The organism is Pedobacter nutrimenti, from assembly GCF_003208655.1.
Lineage (GTDB): Bacteria > Bacteroidota > Bacteroidia > Sphingobacteriales > Sphingobacteriaceae > Pedobacter > Pedobacter nutrimenti.
The window spans coordinates 898,342-917,313 of sequence record NZ_QKLU01000001.1 but is presented as its reverse complement, the minus strand read 5'-3'; the positions used below and the strand labels follow the sequence as shown (position 1 = coordinate 917,313).

The following is an 18,972-nucleotide window of genomic DNA, read 5'->3' as shown; positions in this document are numbered from 1 at the left end:
ATCGATCAGGTACCCTATGATGAAGCGAGTTTTTTTAGTAATAAATCTTATTTTTTGGATTAGCATAAGCAGTAGAGCACAGCAGAAAGACTACAACAAATCCGGACCATCTATTCCGGGAATAGATTTCGGAACTAAACTAGGTGCTGTAGGAACAAAAATAAACCACAATGATTTTTATGGGACAATCCGTTACAGCTATCAGGCGGGTGTATACCTCAGTTTTGAAGCACTGCCTCTGTTTAGTTTTCAGACAGAGTTTTTATACAACCGTGTCCGGGTAGATAATTTAAATGATTACCCAGGGCTGGATGCAGGTCTGAAAGGCATGGGCTACTGGTCTATTCCGTTTCTGTTGCAGTTAAAACCGGTTAATTTTATCCGTATTGGACTTGGCCCGCAATGGAACTTCCAGAGCAATAGGGATAAATATAAATTGCAGAACGGACAGGATGCTTTTAAAAATTATGTTTCCCTTGCCTTGGATGCGCAATTAAAACTAAGCTCAAAAACCAGAATATATTTCAGGTATAATAAAGGCCTTCAGAGCTTTGAAAACCTGACCACACGTGATGCACCCAGAATGAACAGGCTTGAATTTGGTTTAATGCAATCTCTGATTCTTAATTGACAGAAGAAGGTATTACCGCTCTTTACATTAATAAACTCTATCTTTCTTAAGGGCAGCAGAACATTCTGCTGCCCTTTGTTTTAATCAGGCTAATCTGCTATAGACATGGACACATAAAAGGTGGTGCCCGAAGCTGTGCTTTCAAACCAGATCTTGCCGCCCTGAAGTTCTATATACTCTTTACAGAGCATAAGGCCAAGGCCCGTTCCTTTTTCATTGAAGGTGCCATAGGCTGACTCGGTTTTAAGACCAAAAATATTTGCTTGTTTTTCGGGCGCTATGCCTACGCCGTTGTCTTTAATGAACAAGATACATTGCCCGTCATTGACCGTGGTTCCAAGGGTAATCTCCCCGCCGGGCCTGGTAAATTTAACGGCGTTGTTGAGCAGGTTTCTCACCACCAGGTCAAGGATGTTGGGGTCAGTGGCAACAGCAGTTTTATCCTGTATTGCCGGGTAAATGGAAATGCTTTTTTTTGATGCAATCTGGTTAAACATTTGCAGGGTAGGGGCCAATTGTTTTTTCAGGTTAAGGACCTGAAGCTGCAAGGGGCCGCTTTGAAATTGACTTCTTGCCCATTGTAATAAATTTTGAAGCAGAAACTGGGCGTCGGACATGGAAAGTGCCAATTGCTGCTCAATAGTCGCTTTTTCTTCTGCACTTAGTTCAACTTGCTGCAGCAGGTCCAGGTATTGCTTTACAGAGGCAAGTGGCGTGGTGAGGTCATGTGAAATTACAGAGAAAAGCTTGTCTTTTTCTTTGTTTAATATTTCAAGCTTATGGGCTTTTTCATCTGCCAGAGACTTTTGGAGCAAATAATTTTTTCTTAACTGGACCGTACAGATGTAGATCAGTGTAATCACCATCAGATAGGTGAAAAGCTGGTCAGTAAACAGCTCTTCCCGGTTTTTATACTGTTGTAAAATGAGTTGGGGATGATAATATTCTAAGCCGGTAATCAGGATCACCACCAAAAGATTAATAAAAAACCAAAACAGCCATTGTTTTCTTGGGATCACCAATAAAACCAGAAATAAGGAAACCACAAAAAGAAGCAGCATGCTGCCTGTAATTCCAGAATTGAAAAAATAAGCGAGCGCACAAGCAATATTAATTTCTATGGCAGATAGAATTACAGCAAGGGTTAACCTTTTTTTTAAGCGGCTTAAAAAAAACATGCCCAGTTGCAATACACAGATGGTTCCGGAAATAAAGCCGGCGCTATGCAGTGTTGTTAAAAAAAAATTAAAAAGGGTTTCTAAAGACAGGGCCACAATGGCTACAAAAGAAATTGTGTGGAAAATCCTGCTTTCAAAAGAAAACTCTTCAGGTTTGCCTGTAATGTACTGCCAGTACCGCTGACTTTTTGAGCGCATAAACGTTGACATTTTTTATCTGATTTAAATGCTCAAAAAGATCCAGAAAAAAAGGAAGTCCGGTTAAACTGAGTCCTGATATTCAGGGTTTGGAAAAGAAGCTCAGAGAAATGAATAGGGCCGGGTGCAGTTGTAAAATAGAATTGCATATTTGGATTTCTGGGGACCCAAATTTAAGAATTTAATGTAATGTTACTCTATCAATACGGTATATTATGTGATTCCCATAAAAATGTTTCAAAACGCTATAGAATGATTTTACTATTTGAGCGCCAGATAGCCTAAAAGCAACCATAAAAGCCCTTTTAAAAGAAAAAACAAAAAGCCCCAAAGGCCTATTTTTTTTAGCCATTTCAGAAAGGTACTGTTTCGTGCAGACGATGGATCCTTTTTCATTTTTTAGATTTTAATCAGATTGAAATTTGATTATTTAACTCAATTGGAACGTCTTTTGGAATAAAGAAGTGTTTTAATGTTCGTGGATTGGTATAAATATCTGAATCTATTTCGAAAATTTCATAGATACTTTTGCTGCTGAGGACTTCTGCAGGGCTCCCGTCATACCATTTTCTTCCCTTTTTAAGCATCAGGATCCGGTCTGCATATTGAGCGGCCAGATTGATGTCATGTAAAATGCCAAGCACCATAAAGCCCCTTTTGGCGAGTTGTCTTGCTATAGCCAATGTTTGCTGCTGATATTGGACATCAAGGGCCGCTACAGGCTCGTCCAGCAAAAGCAAGGCACCGGGAATGTCCCAGATCTGGGCAAGTGTCCTTGCCAGCTGGACCCGCTGTTGTTCGCCGCCAGATAAACTCAGGTAAGAACGTGTTCTCAGGCTGGTGATACCACACAATTGCAGTACTTCATCTATGATATTCAGGTCCGTTTGGCCCGGGTTGTTTTTATAATGGGGATATCTGCCCATCATCACAATTTCTTCAGCAGAAAAGGCCATCGTTACTATATTCTGTTGGTTTAATACCGCTCTTTTGAGCGCCAGCTCCTGTGGGGGATAATCAGAAATTTCTTTTTGATATAGTTTAATGTGGCCGCAGGAGCTTTTCTTTTCTCCGCTAAGCATGCGCAACAAGGTCGATTTTCCTGCGCCATTTGCGCCCAAAACCAATAATAATTCTCCAGGACGCATACTGAAAGAGATGTCCTTAACCAAGGTATTTTGACCTATCTTATAACTTATTCCTTCTGCTGTTAACATTTTATAATACAAGTTTTTTTTTGTCCTTAACCAGAATATACAGAAACAGCGGCGTACCCAATAATGCGGTAATGACACCGATTGGAAGTTCTACCGGGGCAAGCAGGGTTCTGCACAGCATATCTGCCAGGGTGAGCATCAATGCACCACACAGCGCCGAGGCCGGGAGTACCTGTTTGTTATCTACCCCAATGAGCAGCCTGACGGTATGCGGTACCAGTAAACCAACAAAACTGATGATTCCGGAAACGGCCACAGACGCACCTACTGCCATGGTGGAGAGGATCACTATATTTCTTTTTACCTTATTGATTTTAAGGCCGAGCTGACTGGCCTGTAATTCGCCCAGGGCAAAAGTGTTTAAAGCTTTGCCCATCGGGGGGAGTAAAAGCAAGGGGATCATCACAAAAGGGCTAATGGCCAGGACGGTTTCCCAGGTTGCACCTGCAAGACTGCCCAGCATCCAGAAAGTAATGTTTCTCAGCTGATGGTCATCGGCTGCGAAAGTAACCAACCCGGTCAGAGCACCCGCAAGTGCATTAATGGCAATACCGGCAAGCAGCATGGTTGCCACATTGGATTTGCCCTCATTTCTGGAAAGCTGGTAAACGATTAATGAGGCAATGCCTGCGCCTGCAAAAGCCCCGAAAACGAGTAAATAATAACCCAGTAGATTACTTAAAGCTGCAAACAGGGAAAGTTCCAGGACAATGATCAATACGGCCATTAAAGAAGCGCCCGCTGAAATACCGATCAGGCTGGGCTCTGCAAGCGGGTTCCTGAAAATACCCTGTATGGCTGCACCTGAAATGCCGAGTGCGGCCCCAACAAGTAAACCCAGCAATACCCTTGGAATTCTGACAATATTCAACACGCCTTCATATTGCGCAGAAACAGGCCACTGTGAAAAAAGGCCAAATTTCTTACCCAGAATGACCAAAACTTCTTTTAGCGGGATCCCTACAGCTCCAACACAGAGGGACAGCACTGCAGATGAAATTAGTAAGCCGCTGAGCATCAGGTATAAAAATACTCTTTGTTTTACCATTTGCTGTTGAGCTGTGTGATGGCCAAAGGAAGTCTGGTTGAAAAGCCAATGAGTAATTCACCATCCATTTCTACAATTCTTTTATTTTTCCCCGCATTGGTTAATCCTACCCCGGGCATTTTTAAAATACTGTTTATACCGCCAAGGCTTTTGTAGCCAAAGTCGAACATTAAAATAAGGTCGGGATTGGCACTCACCAGTGATTCAGTGGTATAGGCTTTGAATTTGGAAAAACCCTGCGCAGCATTTTTACCGCCGGCAAGTCTGATGATCGCGTCCATGCTGGTCTGGGCGCCAGCAACCATCATAGCACCAGTACCCCTGGCATATATGAAGAGTACTTTCGGATTTTTGGGGTTCTTTTTAACTTGTTCCAGGGCTTTATTTAAATTTTGCTCTGTTAATTTAGCCAGTTCTTCCCCTTTGTTTTTAGCCTCCAGTGCTGCGGCTACTTCCCTGATAAATTTTAAAGCACCTTTTGCAGAATACTCCTGTGAAATAACCAGCAGTTTAATGCCCGAAGACTTTAACTGGAATTCAAGTGCTTTACTGATCATACCCTCAGGGGCCAGCACAAGGTCAGGAGCAAAGGAAAGAATCCCTTCTGCGGAAATTTCCCGGTTTTTGCTCACCCGGGGAATCTTACCAACATAAGCCGGGTAGGTACTAGTGACATCCACGGCTACAATGTTAGCACCATATCCAAGTGCATCTACGGTTTCGGTCAGGGCTGCACTTAAAGTTACGATCCGCTTTGGAGTTACAGCAAAAAGCCCGTTATAAAGGAAAATCAATAGAAAAGTAAGTGTCGTTTTTATCATTGATGAGCTGAATTAGGAGATGAATGATTTACAAAGGAAGGCTTAATTAAAATGATTCCAAATAATTTTTTAAACATTTCCCTTATCGGTATTCGGATAGGAAAAGGGACTTTTCAGTCTGAAGGACTTTTTGTGATAAAATTCAGTTGTTTGATATATAGGCTGTTAATGGGTGCTTTTTTTTCTTTGATCTGTTTTTGATTTTGTAATCGTCCCACTAAATAATCCCGAATTCGTTAAAACAATCCCGAAATGGTTAAAAAAAATCCTTTTCGCGTTGCTTGATTATTAACAAATGTAAGCATATTTGTGCTCTTATTTAGACTGATTAAAAATAACTGTATTAATGCTTAACTCTACTTCTCAAAAAATCTGTTTCATTCTGCTGCTCGGTTTATCGGCTGCATCTGCTTTGGCGGCTGAGCTCAAAGGGGGCTTGAGCGGGGTAGTGACAGATGAAGAAGGAAAGCCGCTGTCAGGAATTGCACTTACCCTGGATCCGGATCATAAAAGAGCCCTGACCGATGCAAAAGGTTTATTTAACCTGAAACAACTTTATGCAGGCGTGTATACATTAACCGTTACAGCCATTGGCTTTGAGCGCCTGGAGCAAAGTATAGAAATAGAAGCAGGCAAACAGGCCCGGATCAGTATCCGTTTAAAAAGAAGCAATAAAGCATTGGAGGAGGTGAATGTAAAAGGGATGCACCACAATCCGGATAATTTGATCGACATGACCAAAACGGCTATGCCAAGTTATGTGATTACCCGGGCCGAAATAGACATGATGGGCAGCCGGAGACTGGACGAGGTGCTCAAAGAACAAACTGGTCTGGCCATAGTAAACGATATTGGCTCGGGGAACAGGGCAGTAGGCTTGCAAATGCAGGGATTTGACAGTGGCTATACCATGATTATGATTGACGGACAGCCCATGGTTGGCCGCAACAACGGGAACTTTGATCTTTCAAGAATTACGGTCTCCAATATCGAAAAAATAGAAATCATAAAAGGGGCTTCTTCCTGTTTGTTTGGGAGTGATGCCCTTGCCGGGGTGATTAATATTGTAACCCGTAAAAATATTACCCGTCCTCAGGGAATGGCGGCGTTGCGCTATGGCAGTTTTAAAATGCTCGACGCTACCCTTGAAGGAGAAAGCCCCTTTGCGGGAAAAAAAGGATCTGTCTATGTTTCAGGAAATTATTACCGTACCGATGGATTTAACGCCAATCCTTACCTGGAAGAAGGTAAAACGGCTCCGCCCTTTGACAGTTACGCTTTTCAGGGTAGGGGCCGTTACATTCTCAATGGAAAAAGTACGCTCAACTTTAATGGCAGGTTTGTAACCAGGCATTCTGTCAACGATATTTCCTATGGTGTTAAACCAAGCAGAGATGTTCTGGATGAAAAGGACCTCAATACCTCTTTGTCTGTTCACCATCAGTTTAACAATGGGATAAAGCTCAAAGGCCAGTACTATCTGACCCGTTATCAGACCAGTCAGCAGATCACAGAAAAGAACAGCGGGGAAATCCTGCCGGGCAATCAATTTAAGCAATACCTCCACAGGGCAGAATTACAAGCCGCCGGACGTGCTAATGAACAAATAGAACTAACAGCAGGTACAGGGGCCGCCTATGAATTATTGGACAATACCGCCTACAGAGGAAGAAAAGACATGAGTAATTACTTTGCTTACGGTCAGGCAGATTGGCAGCTCGCAGCTCAACTATCTCTTAATGCTGGAGCGAGATACGATTACCACAATAAATATGGTTCAAGATTAAACCCGAGCGTCGGACTTCGATACCAGCCGCTAAAAAATTTAACTTTTCGTGCCGCAGTTGCAGCCGGATTTAAAACGCCAAATTTCCAGCAGTTGTACCTGGTCTTTACGAACATCCAGACTGGTTATACGGTACTTGGAGCAGAAGAGTTCTGGAGGGAAATTCAGGTACTTAAAGATGCAGGGCAAATCACAAGCGTTTTTCCAATTGCCAAGCGCATCGGGAACCTGAAGCCCGAGCGCTCTGTATCTTATAGTACAGGGTTTGTCTATAGCCCTGTCGCTAGGGTAAGCCTGGATGTAAATGTATTTTACAATGATCTGCAGAATTTCATCAATTACGAACAGGTTGCTGTCAAAACAAACGGACAACAGGTGTTTTCTTATATGAATATCGCCAAAGCCTATACGGCCGGAACAGAAATCGGCCTGAGCTGGAAAACTACAAAATCCCTGCAGCTGTCGGCGGGTTATCAATTGCTTTATGCGGTGGACAAGGGGGTAGTAGATTCTATTAAAGCCGGTACAGGTTTGTATGCGCAAGTTTATGATACAGACCTCAACAAACCCAGACGTGCAACCCGTAAAGATTATATCGGGATGAACAACCGGTCCAGGCATATGGCTAATGTTAAACTGAGCTACAGTCATGAAGCCTCTGGTTTTTCCGGCTCTTTCAGGGTGAATTACAGGGGGAGGTACGGGTTTATGGAAGCCAACCAGGCCAATAATTTCCTGGACCCCTATGACACTTTTGTACGTGGTTTTTTTCTGTTCAATGTCGCAGTACAAAAGACCTTTTACAACAAGCACCTCCAGTTACAGTTCACCGCAGATAACCTGCTCGACTACAGGGATCAGCTCATGCCCGCGCAGCAGGGAAGAGCGGTTATTGCAGGAATCAGTTGGCGATTTTTTAAAGACTAATGCAGACAATGGCCCCTTAGGCCCCCATTAAATAATATTTAAACAAATAAAGACAACATTATGCTCAGCACAAACCTAAAAGAAGAAACAAAAACGGCTCACCTTGACCTTGAAAAACAAGTTGTTCAAAAACTCAAAGCCATTAGGACTAATGCAGATTATGCCGATTTCCTGAAATATTTTTATACCTATTTCAGTCAGGTGGAACAAGCGATAAAACCCTATATCACTACTTCCGTTTTACCCGATTATCCCGACCGCCGGAATTCGGTTTATCTGAAAAATGATATTGAAGCCCTTGGCGGAACGGTTACGGATGTTCCTCGCGTAAATGTACCATTGATTGAAAATCACATTCAGGCCCTTGGCGCATTATACGTTATGGAAGGTTCTATTATGGGTGGAAGTATCATTATCAAAATGCTCGAAAAAGGCGGAATTACTGAAGGGATTTCTTTTTTCTCCGGTTACGGTAATCAAACAGGTTATAAATGGGGAGTTTTTACCGAAGCGATGAACCATCAGGTGGTTGGACCCGAGCAGGAGGCCATTGCCATAAAAACCGCAAATGAGACCTTCTCAAAATTTGCAGAAGTTTTCGATGAAGTAAATGCACTTAAATCATGAGAATTTTAAAAACGACAGGGCTATTTCTTTGGCTGTGCCTGTTGCTTGCCTCCTGCACAAAAAAAGACATCAAACCTGAACTGGAAGATGGTAAAAGTACAGTTCAAAAGGACATTCCGGGAGATGTGGGAAACACAGTTGGCAGTGGCAAACCCTTTGAACCCTTTTATTTCAGTTTCAAAACCGGAGCAAAGGTGCAAAGCAGCCGAAAGGTGAGTACAGACTGGGACATCGCCTTTGCAAAGGAATATAATTCTTATGTGTCCATCAACAATGGCGCTAGCCCCGAGAGCTTTGGTTTTGGTGCAGCAGGAAAAGGGGCAATGATCGTCGTTAACCAGGCCTACGACCAGATCAGGGAAGCCCCTTCTGATGAAGAATTTAATAAAAATGGCATTACTGCTGCGGGATGGGATTCCGGGAGTGGCAACGGCTGGTATTTTTATGAGTTAAAGACCCACATTGCTGTACCAGTCAAAAACAGAAGTTATGTGCTTCGCACAGCAGACGGAAAGTATGCTAAACTCCAAATGATCAGCATGTATAAAGGAGCACCGGCTGTGGTGAGTGACCTGAACTGGCCGGCACCTTACTTTACTTTCCGTTACTATGTACAACAGGATGGTTCAAGAAACCTGTCCACAAAAGACCAATGACCAATTGACCTCTAAAACTACAAATGATGAATACCTTAAGTTGTTTTAAAAGAAATACTTATTTGTTGCTAACAGGCCTGTGCCTGCTGCTGACAACAGCTTGTTCAAAAAATGACAATGCCGGTCCGGAAAAAACAGAAGGGGAAAAACCTGCACAGGGCTCAGTTCCTTTCTATAAACTGCAGCGGGTGGAGAATTTTTCGGTAGAAACAGACGATAAAAATCCGACCCAGGCAAAAACCGCTGCTTATTATAGTCTGGAGAACAAAGCCGAAGTAATGGCTTTGTATGCCAAAACAGCAAGATGGGACGTGGCTTTCAATGGCCTTTACAATAGTTTTCTATCTGGAAATAATGGCCAGGATGCAAGCAATCTTGGTTATGGCGCGAGTGGGGCTGGTGGGATTATGATTGTGGAAAAGCCTTTTGAACAAGTGACCTCCATTCCTTCGGATGCCGAATTTAAAACAAAGGGTACCCTGGTCGGAACTGATAATCTTGGTGATTTTGGTGAAGGGACGGGTTGGTACCTCTATGATTTTGCAGGAACCAAAAGAGGGGATGGCAGCTATAACAAACAGCATGTGGCCTATGCCCTGCCAGAAATCAGGACCATCATCCTTCGAACAGCGGCAGGAAATTATGCGAAAATAAAAATGATTAGTTGTTATAAAGATGCTTTTACCGCTGACCGGTGGTTCAGGGAAACCCCACATATGTTTTTCACTTTCGAGTATGTGCTCGCACCCAAAGGCAGTACGAAATTTGAAATTAAATAAGACGAATACTTTAAAAATATGAGCCCTAAATTTTTACATACGCTATCTGTACTGCTGCTGCTGGCCGGGATCAGCTCCTGCAAAAAAACTGTTGAGCCGCCTGCGCAACCAAACAGTAAAATTATTGAATATAAAGTACCCGTAGCTGATGGAGAAATCAGCGGAGTTATTGATGAAGGAGATAAAACCATTACGGTCTATGTTCCTTTTTACTACCAGTTGGATGTTATTGATCCGAAAATTAAACTGGCAGACGGTGCCAGTCTGAAGGAAAAAATAGTGCCGGTTGATGTACTGGACGAAAAAACCATTTATACCGTAACCGGAGCTGATAAAAGCACATCTACTTATAGACTGATCATTAAACTCCAGCAGCTCGGACCATTGGTTATTGAAGAAATTTCAACAGCGACCACCACCACCAAATGGGGGATCGGTTTTTACAATGTCCGTTTGCGGGGAAATTTTAACACCAATGACGCCACTAAGGTAAAGGCATTTCTGGTCGGTTCGGACAATAAGGAGTATGCCCTGGTGAACAGTCCTAATGGCGCTCCGGGTATTCAAACCACCATGGGGGCTACCGATAAAATTTACGCTTTGTTTTATCTCCAGGTCCCTCAAACCATTGAACCGGGAATTTATAAGTTGAAAGTTAAAATACAGTCGCTTACTGCCGTTGCAAAATACCCTATTGAAGTGTTTTATGATACCCCTCAAATCAACTATGTAGGGGCAGAGGCCCGGGCCGGTGAAAGCTTTAATGTCATTACCACAGGCCCTGTATTTTACAATTTCAAAGAATTTAGTATTACGGTAAACGGGCAAAAAGTAAGCCTGCCTATTGAGTCTTATACCCGGACCAAAGCAACCATCAGGATACCAGACAATGTGCCTGCGGGTGTGTATAACCCGACAGCAACATTTGAAGGCTGGGCGCCAATTTTCCAGTACTGGACACTAACTGTAAAAGCAAAATAATCATCATCTATCGCAAAAAACAATCCGGGAGGTTCTCCCAATATATGATCCCTATTAATTATTTATTTAAAAACTGATGTACTGAATATCCAAGAAAATTCAGTCATCCAAAAACTAAAAACATGAAAAGAAACATTCTAAAAATAACGTTAGGCGTAGCAATGATCGCCGTTTTAGCAACAGCTTGTAAAAAAGAAAATGGAACACCTGACTCTGCAGGTGTAAACCTGAGCGGTGCTAAAGCTGTTATTCCTGTAAACGGAACCCAGGCTGGTACTTTTACCAATACCTCTGCTTCTCCAACAGCCTGGACAGCAGTAGGCTATGACCTGCATAATAACGTAACAGCTACCCCTGGTGTACAGGTGCAATTTGACAGCAACTTTAATGGCAACATTACCAAGTTGTCTGGCTATTACCTGGGTTATTATGATTCTCCTTCAGTAACTGATGTAACAGGCATCAGCTTGTCTGACCTTTCTTCAGTTTCACTGACCACCATCAGTACTTTGGGCAGTAATTCTGCAACCGTTGTGGGATGGTATGACTACAACAGAACAACACGTGCCATTACCCCGGTGGCAAAACGTTATGCGATTGTGGCCGATGCAAGCACCATCGCAGATGCTGCAAGACTATATGTGGTTCAATTGGATGGTGTAACTGCAACCGGTACAACAGGCCCATTTACTTCAACAGTAAATTTCCATACCAAACGCCTGAAATAAAAATTGGGGCGATCTCTTCAAATTCCGCCCCAATTTTAGTACCGTGCTTTGTGTAAAATCCATATAAAAGGATGACCAGCCCGGATTGTTTTTAAAAAAAATACAGCTCTAAAAGAACTGCAGCCGTTGTTGTCCGGCTTTAAAGGGCACAAGTTAATAAAAAAAAATAAAATCAGTATTTCATATAAAATAGATGACAGTCCTCTCCTTGATTAACCGGTTTAAAACTGGTTTTGCAAAATTTACCCTGCTTATCCTAACGGTGATTGTGCTGGGCGGTTGTAAAAAGGAATACCAGCAGCTTCCTTATGCCGATATCGTTAGTTTTTCTATCACGGACGCCCAGGGCGGAACCTTAAAGGGGGCTTTGGAAAATAATGAGATTATCGTGTACTGGCCACCGGAACAGGCCGTTCCCGAATACATCAGCCCCCAAATCAAAATTGCTGAAGGCGCAAGCATCAGTCCGGCATCCGGAAGTAAAGTGGCATTTAAAGCAGGTACCAGCTATACAGTCACTGCGCAAAATGGAAAAACCAGTCTGTATAAAATCCGACCGGTTATCAATTCCATTATTCCTTATATCAAGTCCATTGATGGTTTTCAAACCCTTAATCAAAAAACCTTTTTGCTTAATGGGGGGAACCTTATTGTTACCGGTGATTATTTTAATACAGAAAAGGACAAAACAAAATTGTTTTTAGTGAGCAAGGACGACAAAGAAGTCGAAGTCAAAGGCCTTTCTGTTACGCCACTTGAAGTGAGAGTTTTGGGGATCGTCACCTCAACAGGTACCTATAAAGCCATTAAACTGCAAAGTGGTGACCGTACATTGCTCAGCAATAAGGATTTTGTCTTGATTGATGATCCTAAACCCTTTATTCCTATAGATGTTTTTAAAGTTCCTCAAACCTTAAAGCGGGGTGACAGGATCACCATTAGCGGGGGAAAGAACCTTACGGCAGTGAATAATGTGGAACTGGTGACGGCAACGGGAAATAAAGTATATGCCTTAAAAATTGTACAATCTACGGCTGATCGTCTGGTACTTGAAATTCCAGCCGATTTTCCTACCGGTCAGTATGGCGAGGTCAGGTGTAGCTTTCCGGCCGGTGAATATATGGAAGCGGGCAGGAGGCGAATTTATCTGGAAGATTATGATGCTTATATCACAGTAACGGCAAATTAGGAAATAAGCCTATGAAGTTCAAATGGAGCATCTGGATAAGCTTTCTGCTTACAGGCCTATTGGCCTGCAGGAAAAATAATGCCCGGCCAGATGCTCCTTCGGGAAACAGGACGCAGCTCACACTGGACTCTATTTATCTTTATGCCCAGCAAACCTATTTATGGAATGAGGCCCTGCCATCGTTTGCCAGCTTTAATCCTCGAAAGTATGAAGCAAATGCTGCAGAGCGTTCTGCCCTGGACAGGGAAATTTTTGACCTTTCCCAGTTGAAAGTAAACCCGTTGACTGGCTTTGCCTATGAACTGCCACTTTTTGCCGGAGTAGCGAAATATTCCTATCTGACTGATCAAAGCGGCAGGACGAGTCAGTCTGTTGCTGCTTTGAGCGAACCGGAAAACAACCTCGGAATTGGGCTTGCTGTTTCCGGTTCATTGATTTTTATTTCCTATGTAAACCCGGGCTCTGCGGCTTTCAAATCAGGTCTGGAAAGGGGAGACCAGGTTCTGGAAATTGATGGAATGGCTGCAACAGCAGGTCTTGCAGAAAAAATGACCAGCGCGGCTTCTGCGGTATTAACCTGTAAAAAGCCCGATCAGTCTGTCCGGAAAGTTGACCTGGCCAAAAGCGTTTATGAAAACCATGGCGTGTTTAGCGTAAAACTGTTGCAGGGCAGCAGAAATAAGGTCGCCTATCTGGCTTTGGGACAATTTAACCGCTTGTCGGTATCTAAAACAGAACTGGACCAGGCCTTTGCACTTTTCTCTTCTGTACAGCCGGCGCAGCTTATTCTGGATTTGCGGTACAATGGAGGCGGTTTTGTGGAAAGTGCAGAATATCTGGCCAATTTACTGGCTGGCTCCTCTTTGAATGGTCAAGTGATTTATTCGGAACATTTCAATGACCTGCTGCAACGCGGTCAAACCGGAATATTAAAAAACCAGGCCTATCTGAATGATCAGGGCCAGGCTGTATACCTGAATGGAAAAAGGGCAACAATGGCCGACGTTAATTTTTCTGTAGCCGCAAATACGCATACCTTTAAAAAACAAGGTGCCCTGGAAAGTCTCAAAGAGATTTATTTTATTGTGGGACCCAATACCGCTTCTGCAAGTGAACTACTCATCAACAGTCTTAAACCTTATTTCCAGGTTAAATTAACTGGAAGCCGTACCTATGGAAAACCGGTCGGTTTTTTTGGGATCAATATTGATAAATACATCCTGTACCTGTCAAACTTCGAGATCAGAAATGCATTGGGACAAGGTGGCTATTACAGTGGGTTTGTACCGGATGCCGTAGTTGCCGACGATGTAAGCAAAAACTTTGGAGATCCGGCAGAAGCTTGTCTGGCTATGGTCCTGAGACAAATCAACGGAGCGGTGGCTGCAGGCAACAGTTCCGTTCCATTATCAGCCGCTGCACCCCGCTTGCTGGGCACAGATGCAGCGGCTAAAGGAATGCTTAAAAATCATTTAAACCTAAAAAATTGAAAAATATGTGTAAAACCAGAGTCTTAAGTACAAGAGGAGCAACCGTTCTGAGCAGTTGTGCCAGTTGCGGGGTTTACTATCTGTGGCATCAAAATTTATTGCTCAATTTTACAGAACAGGCTTTTAAGTCCTTCAGGGAGGTTGTCAATAGTTTACCCTTTTATAAAAATAGTTTGCCTTTCCCCGACGGAGAAGAGCGAATTGTACTGCATACTCCAAACGATGACATTTGTTTTGCCTTTGACTATGATGAATTTGAAGAGTTCAAAAAGGCCATTGATGAAGCCATTTTTATGACAGAGGTTTATGAATTGATGAACAAACAGGATAACCATTAAAAGACCAATGAAAATTAAATCGAAAATAGAAGGTTCCGATGACTGGTTGTTTATAGAGGAAATACCCGAAGTATATAATCCCCGGGCACCTTTATCCGAAAAGAATGTCCATATCAAAAGTGCGCCGGTGGAAAAACTGGTCAATTATCAGCTCAGCTCAGGAGGTTTGTTTCTGGTTCATTCGACCATGCAGTTTAATGAAGCGGTTAAAGTACTTTCGGAGGTGGAGGGAGAAGCCATAACCTCTCAGTTTATTTTTTACGGGTCTTCTCCTGCCACGGCAAAAACAACCAGCAGCCGCAGAACCGGCAGCAGGCACAACATCCGTTATATTCCCTCTATTAAAGGAAAATATCCAATGGCTCCCGATACCGAATACAAATACTTTTTACTGGTCCTTTCCAAATCTTATTATTTTCACCTGATCGATCAGCACTCTTTGCTGCATACCGATTTTGTAAGAGAAATCCTGAAAGGCAAATACACCTCTTTTGCGGCCAGTGATCTTTCGGTTACCTCAGAAATGAAAAGGGTGATCAATGACATCTGCGACTGCCGCAGAAGCGGTGAACTTAAAAGACTGCATACAGAGTCGAAAATTCTGGAATTGCTCATGCTCCAGCTCGAACAAATGCAGTCGGGGGTGGAGGTTGAAAAATACCTGATCAAACAGGATGACCTGAAAAAGATAGAGCAGGCCAGGGATATTCTGGATGCGACTTATCAGTATCCACCAACCATTATTGAGCTTTCCAAGCAAATTGCACTGAATGAGTTTAAGCTTAAACGGGGTTTTAAAGAATATTATGGAACAACGATTTATGGTTATGTAACTCGGCTGAGAATGGAAGAAGCCAGAAGGCTGATTCTGGAAGAGCGTAAAAGCATTGGGCAGGTGGCCGCGGCTGTAGGGTTTAACCATCAAAGTCATTTGACAGAAGCTTTTAAGCGTTATTTTGGCATTTTGCCAAGTGAGGTCACACTTTAAGCAAAAATTAAAGCTATAAAAATTAAATTTTTTATAGCTTTGAATTATTATGAGGTACTAATTCAATCTTCAGGCAAAATGCTGAATGCCCTTTATCAGATCTGATCAAGCGCATATTCTATTTAACTTATTGAAATAAATTGCTGCACTGTAAAGTGCGGAGATTGAATGGTTATGTCATTAAAACTTACAACAACCCTCGTGTTTGTCTTATTGGTGGTGGTACTGGACACCGCTGGCTTTGGACTTATTTTTCCTGTACTTCCCCAACTGCTTAAAAACCTGGTCCATGCCGACACCAGTACCGCGGCCCGGTATGGTGGCTGGCTTTCCTTTGCCTATGCTGCCATGCAATTTGTATTTGCCCCCTTGCTGGGAAACCTGAGCGACCGTTACGGACGCAGACCCGTGCTGTTGGTCTCCTTGCTGGGCTTTAGTGTGGATTGTCTGTTTCTGGCTTTTTCAGGACACATCCTTTGGATTTTTATAGGAAGAATTCTTGCAGGGATCAGTGGCGCCAGTTATTCCGTTGCAGCGGCAACTGTTGCTGACATCAGTACAGAGGAAAACCGGACCCGCAATTTTGGGCTCATCAATGCCGCATTTGGTTTGGGCTTTATTGTCGGACCAGCCATAGGTGGTGTCCTGGCACAATTTGGTACTTCCTTTCCATTTGTCGTTGCCGCAATACTGAGCTTCCTTAATTTTTCTCTGGGCCTGCTGTTTTTTAAGGAATCTTTAAAAACCCAGCACAGAAGGCGCTTTAGCTGGCAGCAAGCAAATCCGCTGGCTGCAATGAAATCGATCAACAAAGTCGTTTTGTTGCGGATGCTGTTGTTGTCCATTGTGTTTGTTACGCTGGCAAACCACAGTATGGAAACTGTCTGGGCATATTTTACCATAGAAAAGTTTCATTGGAACCAGCAAATGATCGGATATTCCCTGGCCTTTATCGGAGGGCTATCGGTATTGGTGCAGGCCTGGCTGCTGGGCCTGTTGAGCAAAAGAGTAAAAGACCATCAGCTGGCCATTATCGGCTTGTGTTTAACCATTAGCGGGTTTATCCTCTTGGCTTTTGCGCAAAGCCAGTGGCTGCTCTTTGTGGCCCTGTTTATTTTTATTTTAGGGAGCCTGCAAGGCACGGCCCTGCAAAGTATCGCCGCGGCTTCAGTTCCGGAAAATGAACAAGGCGCTCTTCAGGGAATTCTGGGTGCTATTATGGGGTTAACAACTATGGTAGGGCCATTGACTTTTAGCTTTGTGTTTTCCTATACTACGGCTCAAAAAACAGGATTTTATTTTCCCGGGGCTGCATTTGTGCTTGCAGCAATCCTTACGGTAGGAAGTTTGCTACTGTTGTTTTTCAGCTTTGGAAAGAGAAAAAAACAGATTTAATTATTTACCTTCCGATTAAAATTACAAGGCTTTGGCGAAATATATATGCTGATCTTTATGAAAGGGCTCTCTTTGCGAAGTACATTCGTTATTTTACTCATTTGGACAATGGCCGCAATGAGTATGGCTACGCAAGCCTATCTGAGCGGCAGGTTTTCCGGTGAGGAAATCAGCTGGCTCAGTTTATTTTGCAGACAATTGCCAGGATGGTATCTCTTCGCTTTGCTTAGCCCATTTGTTTTATATATTTATCAGTTTTATCCACTGCATACTGCTGAATGGAGAACAAATTTTCTGTGGCAGCTGCTTATTGCTTTTGTGATCCTGTGTTTTTTTTCCAATTTAAGGTTGTGGGCCATGTCTTATGCGATTGGACAAAACGCATTTACACTTTCTTTTGCCGCTTACCTGAATGCTTATGCTGCGCAACTGTTGTGGGATACAGTAGTTTATTCGCTGATTGTATTGAGTGTTTTTGCATTGCAGACTGCTTTATCCAGTAAAAAAAGCAGTCTGCAGGCAGCAGAAGCTGAAATGAAAAATGTCAGACTGGAAAACATGCTGAAACAAGCGCGGCTGGAAACCTTAAAACTTCAGTTAAGCCCCCATTTTTTGTTTAACACCCTGAACACCATCAGTTCTATGGTTCGGATGAATGATCCACAGGCAGCCATAAAAGTAAATAGTAAACTAGGTGTCTTTTTGCGGAACACACTATATGCAGATGATGAACCCTTTGTATCCCTGGAGAAGGAACTTGAACAGGCCGACTTTTATACGGAGATAGAAAGTATAAGGTTCGGTGACAGGTTACACATCTGCAAAGAAATAGAAGAGGCGTCGCTTGCTGCCCAGGTACCTCGTTTTATCCTGCAACCCCTGCTGGAAAATGCAATTAAGCATGGCGTGGCAAAAAGCAGTACAGCGGGCTATATTTTAATACGGGCACAAGTCAAGGAAAAAATATTGTATTTAATGATCTATAATGATGGCAGGAATCTTCCTGAAGGTGGGCCTGCCGGGGGGATAGGTCTGAAAAATCTGCAATCCAGGTTGTTTTATATTTACGGAACGCGGTACACTTTTAAAATTAGTAATGCTACCGCTAAAGGTGTTCAAGTTGAAATAGAGATTCCCCTTTAAAAATGATAAGAATTATAATTGCCGATGATGAACCTGCTGCGCTGGCCTCCCTTGAAATACTGCTTGGCCGCGAAAAAGAGTTGACAATAGTTGCCCGGTGTAAAAATGGGCTGGAGGCCACCGAAGCAATTTTGCTCCACAAACCGGATCTGGTCTTTCTGGATGTGCAAATGCCAGATAGAAATGGCTTTGAAGTACTGGATGCCGTAAAGGAACACCATTTATGTGCTTATGTATTTGTAACGGCATATGATCAGTATGCCATTAAAGCATTTGATCAGTCGGCAGTGGATTATCTCTTAAAACCATACGACGACGAACGCTTTTTCAAAAGTCTTGAAAAAGCAAGACAATTGCTTGCAGGCCGGCAGTCTGCTCTGTTTGCAGAGCGCTTGATTTCTTTGATTGGGCATTCTAAAACTCAAGAACCTTATACCAGACGGCTCGTTAGTAAAATCAATGGTAATGTAAGTCTTATTGCAACTCAAGAGATTAAATACATTGAGTCCTGCGGAAACTTTGTTCAGCTACATAGCCTTGACAGTCGCGTTATGCCGGGTAACTATAGCCTTAAAAAACTGCTTTTGCTACTGGATCCAGATCAATTTATACAAATTCATAAATCCATTATTGTCAATATTGACAGCATTGCCCTAATAGAACCACATTTTCATGGAGATTATATGATTACCCTAAAAGACCGGCAGGGAACAAAACTTAAGCTCAGCAGGAATTTTAAATCCCTGGTTCATCAAGTTCTGAATATCTAAAGCGGTTTAGCATTATATAGTCCATTTTATCCTTCTTAAAAAGCCTTTTAGCATTTTTAGCTTTTAAGGGTGAATTCACTGC

At 42.8% G+C, this 18,972-nt stretch carries 18 protein-coding genes; 14 read left to right on the top strand and 4 right to left on the bottom strand.

Translation table 11 applies throughout. The annotated features are described in order from the left end of the window. Window positions 1-16: 16 nt before the first annotated feature. Complete coding sequence (locus B0O44_RS03915; RefSeq protein ID WP_146229766.1) at window positions 17-631, top strand: hypothetical protein; 615 nt, start codon at window positions 17-19, stop codon at window positions 629-631. An 89-nt stretch (window positions 632-720) separates the two neighbouring features. Here B0O44_RS03915 and B0O44_RS03910 read toward each other — a convergent pair whose 3' ends face one another. The 4 genes from B0O44_RS03910 to B0O44_RS03890 all read right to left on the bottom strand — a co-directional run bounded on the left by B0O44_RS03910 (window position 721) and on the right by B0O44_RS03890 (window position 5,093). After that, on the bottom strand, window positions 721-2,019 hold the full coding sequence (locus B0O44_RS03910) for a sensor histidine kinase (protein ID WP_110827362.1): 1,299 nt from the start codon (window positions 2,017-2,019) through the stop codon (window positions 721-723). Between the two features lie 398 nt (window positions 2,020-2,417). Next, entirely contained in the window at window positions 2,418-3,302 is an 885-nt protein-coding gene (locus B0O44_RS03900; RefSeq protein WP_449415919.1) for a heme ABC transporter ATP-binding protein, read from the bottom strand. Then, the gene (locus B0O44_RS03895) at window positions 3,226-4,272 is read right to left on the bottom strand and encodes a FecCD family ABC transporter permease (protein WP_110827359.1); all 1,047 of its coding nucleotides are present in this window, start codon (window positions 4,270-4,272) and stop codon (window positions 3,226-3,228) included. The genes B0O44_RS03900 and B0O44_RS03895 overlap by 77 nt, the downstream gene beginning before the upstream one ends. Continuing rightward, window positions 4,266-5,093, bottom strand: coding sequence for a heme/hemin ABC transporter substrate-binding protein (locus B0O44_RS03890; protein ID WP_110827358.1), 828 nt, complete (start codon window positions 5,091-5,093; stop codon window positions 4,266-4,268). The genes B0O44_RS03895 and B0O44_RS03890 overlap by 7 nt, the downstream gene beginning before the upstream one ends. 346 nt (window positions 5,094-5,439) lie before the next feature. Between B0O44_RS03890 and B0O44_RS03885 the strand changes: the two genes are divergently transcribed. The 13 genes from B0O44_RS03885 (at window position 5,440) to B0O44_RS03825 (ending at window position 18,890) form a co-directional block, all read left to right on the top strand. Next, window positions 5,440-7,806 carry a TonB-dependent receptor gene (locus tag B0O44_RS03885; RefSeq protein WP_110827357.1) on the top strand — a complete coding sequence of 789 codons (2,367 nt, stop codon included), beginning with the start codon at window positions 5,440-5,442 and terminating at the stop codon, window positions 7,804-7,806. A gap of 60 nt (window positions 7,807-7,866) precedes the next feature. After that, entirely contained in the window at window positions 7,867-8,433 is a 567-nt protein-coding gene (locus tag B0O44_RS03880; protein WP_110827356.1) for a biliverdin-producing heme oxygenase, read from the top strand. Continuing rightward, window positions 8,430-9,089: an HmuY family protein gene (locus B0O44_RS03875; RefSeq protein WP_110827355.1), complete on the top strand. Its 660-nt coding sequence runs from the start codon at window positions 8,430-8,432 to the stop codon at window positions 9,087-9,089. Before B0O44_RS03880 ends, B0O44_RS03875 begins: the two co-directional genes overlap by 4 nt. Window positions 9,090-9,112: 23 nt before the next feature. Continuing rightward, entirely contained in the window at window positions 9,113-9,868 is a 756-nt protein-coding gene (locus tag B0O44_RS03870) for an HmuY family protein (protein ID WP_146229765.1), read from the top strand. An 18-nt stretch (window positions 9,869-9,886) separates the two neighbouring features. Then, window positions 9,887-10,849 (top strand): hypothetical protein, encoded by a 963-nt coding sequence (locus B0O44_RS03865; RefSeq protein ID WP_110827353.1) that lies wholly within the window; start codon window positions 9,887-9,889, stop codon window positions 10,847-10,849. Between the two features lie 122 nt (window positions 10,850-10,971). Beyond that, window positions 10,972-11,577 carry a hypothetical protein gene (locus B0O44_RS03860; protein WP_146229764.1) on the top strand — a complete coding sequence of 202 codons (606 nt, stop codon included), beginning with the start codon at window positions 10,972-10,974 and terminating at the stop codon, window positions 11,575-11,577. Window positions 11,578-11,770: 193 nt separating this feature from the next. Further along, window positions 11,771-12,766 (top strand): hypothetical protein, encoded by a 996-nt coding sequence (locus B0O44_RS03855; RefSeq protein ID WP_110827351.1) that lies wholly within the window; start codon window positions 11,771-11,773, stop codon window positions 12,764-12,766. 11 nt (window positions 12,767-12,777) lie between these two features. Continuing rightward, a complete protein-coding gene (locus B0O44_RS03850) occupies window positions 12,778-14,256 on the top strand; it encodes a S41 family peptidase (RefSeq protein ID WP_110827350.1) in 1,479 nt (492 codons plus the stop codon). Window positions 14,257-14,261: 5 nt separating this feature from the next. Beyond that, window positions 14,262-14,594, top strand: coding sequence for a DUF6686 family protein (locus B0O44_RS03845; protein ID WP_110827349.1), 333 nt, complete (start codon window positions 14,262-14,264; stop codon window positions 14,592-14,594). A gap of 7 nt (window positions 14,595-14,601) precedes the next feature. Continuing rightward, window positions 14,602-15,582 carry a helix-turn-helix transcriptional regulator gene (locus B0O44_RS03840; RefSeq protein ID WP_110827348.1) on the top strand — a complete coding sequence of 327 codons (981 nt, stop codon included), beginning with the start codon at window positions 14,602-14,604 and terminating at the stop codon, window positions 15,580-15,582. Window positions 15,583-15,756: 174 nt separating this feature from the next. Then, the gene (locus tag B0O44_RS03835; RefSeq protein ID WP_110827557.1) at window positions 15,757-16,977 is read left to right on the top strand and encodes a TCR/Tet family MFS transporter; all 1,221 of its coding nucleotides are present in this window, start codon (window positions 15,757-15,759) and stop codon (window positions 16,975-16,977) included. Between the two features lie 57 nt (window positions 16,978-17,034). Then, window positions 17,035-18,120, top strand: coding sequence for a sensor histidine kinase (locus B0O44_RS03830; RefSeq protein WP_170123259.1), 1,086 nt, complete (start codon window positions 17,035-17,037; stop codon window positions 18,118-18,120). A 2-nt stretch (window positions 18,121-18,122) separates the two neighbouring features. After that, on the top strand, window positions 18,123-18,890 hold the full coding sequence (locus B0O44_RS03825; protein ID WP_110827346.1) for a LytR/AlgR family response regulator transcription factor: 768 nt from the start codon (window positions 18,123-18,125) through the stop codon (window positions 18,888-18,890). Window positions 18,891-18,972: the final 82 nt, after the last annotated feature.

Excerpts from the sequence above, each read along its gene's own strand:
- B0O44_RS03915 (WP_146229766.1), top strand. The coding sequence starts at position 17 with ATGATGAAGCGAGTTTTTTTAGTAATAAATCTTATTTTTTGGATTAGC.
- B0O44_RS03910 (WP_110827362.1), bottom strand. The coding sequence starts at position 2,019 with ATGTCAACGTTTATGCGCTCAAAAAGTCAGCGGTACTGGCAGTACATT.
- B0O44_RS03895 (WP_110827359.1), bottom strand. The coding sequence starts at position 4,272 with ATGGTAAAACAAAGAGTATTTTTATACCTGATGCTCAGCGGCTTACTA.
- B0O44_RS03890 (WP_110827358.1), bottom strand. The coding sequence starts at position 5,093 with ATGATAAAAACGACACTTACTTTTCTATTGATTTTCCTTTATAACGGG.
- B0O44_RS03885 (WP_110827357.1), top strand. The coding sequence starts at position 5,440 with ATGCTTAACTCTACTTCTCAAAAAATCTGTTTCATTCTGCTGCTCGGT.
- B0O44_RS03880 (WP_110827356.1), top strand. The coding sequence starts at position 7,867 with ATGCTCAGCACAAACCTAAAAGAAGAAACAAAAACGGCTCACCTTGAC.
- B0O44_RS03875 (WP_110827355.1), top strand. The coding sequence starts at position 8,430 with ATGAGAATTTTAAAAACGACAGGGCTATTTCTTTGGCTGTGCCTGTTG.
- B0O44_RS03870 (WP_146229765.1), top strand. The coding sequence starts at position 9,113 with ATGATGAATACCTTAAGTTGTTTTAAAAGAAATACTTATTTGTTGCTA.
- B0O44_RS03865 (WP_110827353.1), top strand. The coding sequence starts at position 9,887 with ATGAGCCCTAAATTTTTACATACGCTATCTGTACTGCTGCTGCTGGCC.
- B0O44_RS03860 (WP_146229764.1), top strand. The coding sequence starts at position 10,972 with ATGAAAAGAAACATTCTAAAAATAACGTTAGGCGTAGCAATGATCGCC.
- B0O44_RS03855 (WP_110827351.1), top strand. The coding sequence starts at position 11,771 with ATGACAGTCCTCTCCTTGATTAACCGGTTTAAAACTGGTTTTGCAAAA.
- B0O44_RS03850 (WP_110827350.1), top strand. The coding sequence starts at position 12,778 with ATGAAGTTCAAATGGAGCATCTGGATAAGCTTTCTGCTTACAGGCCTA.
- B0O44_RS03845 (WP_110827349.1), top strand. The coding sequence starts at position 14,262 with ATGTGTAAAACCAGAGTCTTAAGTACAAGAGGAGCAACCGTTCTGAGC.
- B0O44_RS03840 (WP_110827348.1), top strand. The coding sequence starts at position 14,602 with ATGAAAATTAAATCGAAAATAGAAGGTTCCGATGACTGGTTGTTTATA.
- B0O44_RS03835 (WP_110827557.1), top strand. The coding sequence starts at position 15,757 with ATGTCATTAAAACTTACAACAACCCTCGTGTTTGTCTTATTGGTGGTG.
- B0O44_RS03830 (WP_170123259.1), top strand. The coding sequence starts at position 17,035 with ATGAAAGGGCTCTCTTTGCGAAGTACATTCGTTATTTTACTCATTTGG.
- B0O44_RS03825 (WP_110827346.1), top strand. The coding sequence starts at position 18,123 with ATGATAAGAATTATAATTGCCGATGATGAACCTGCTGCGCTGGCCTCC.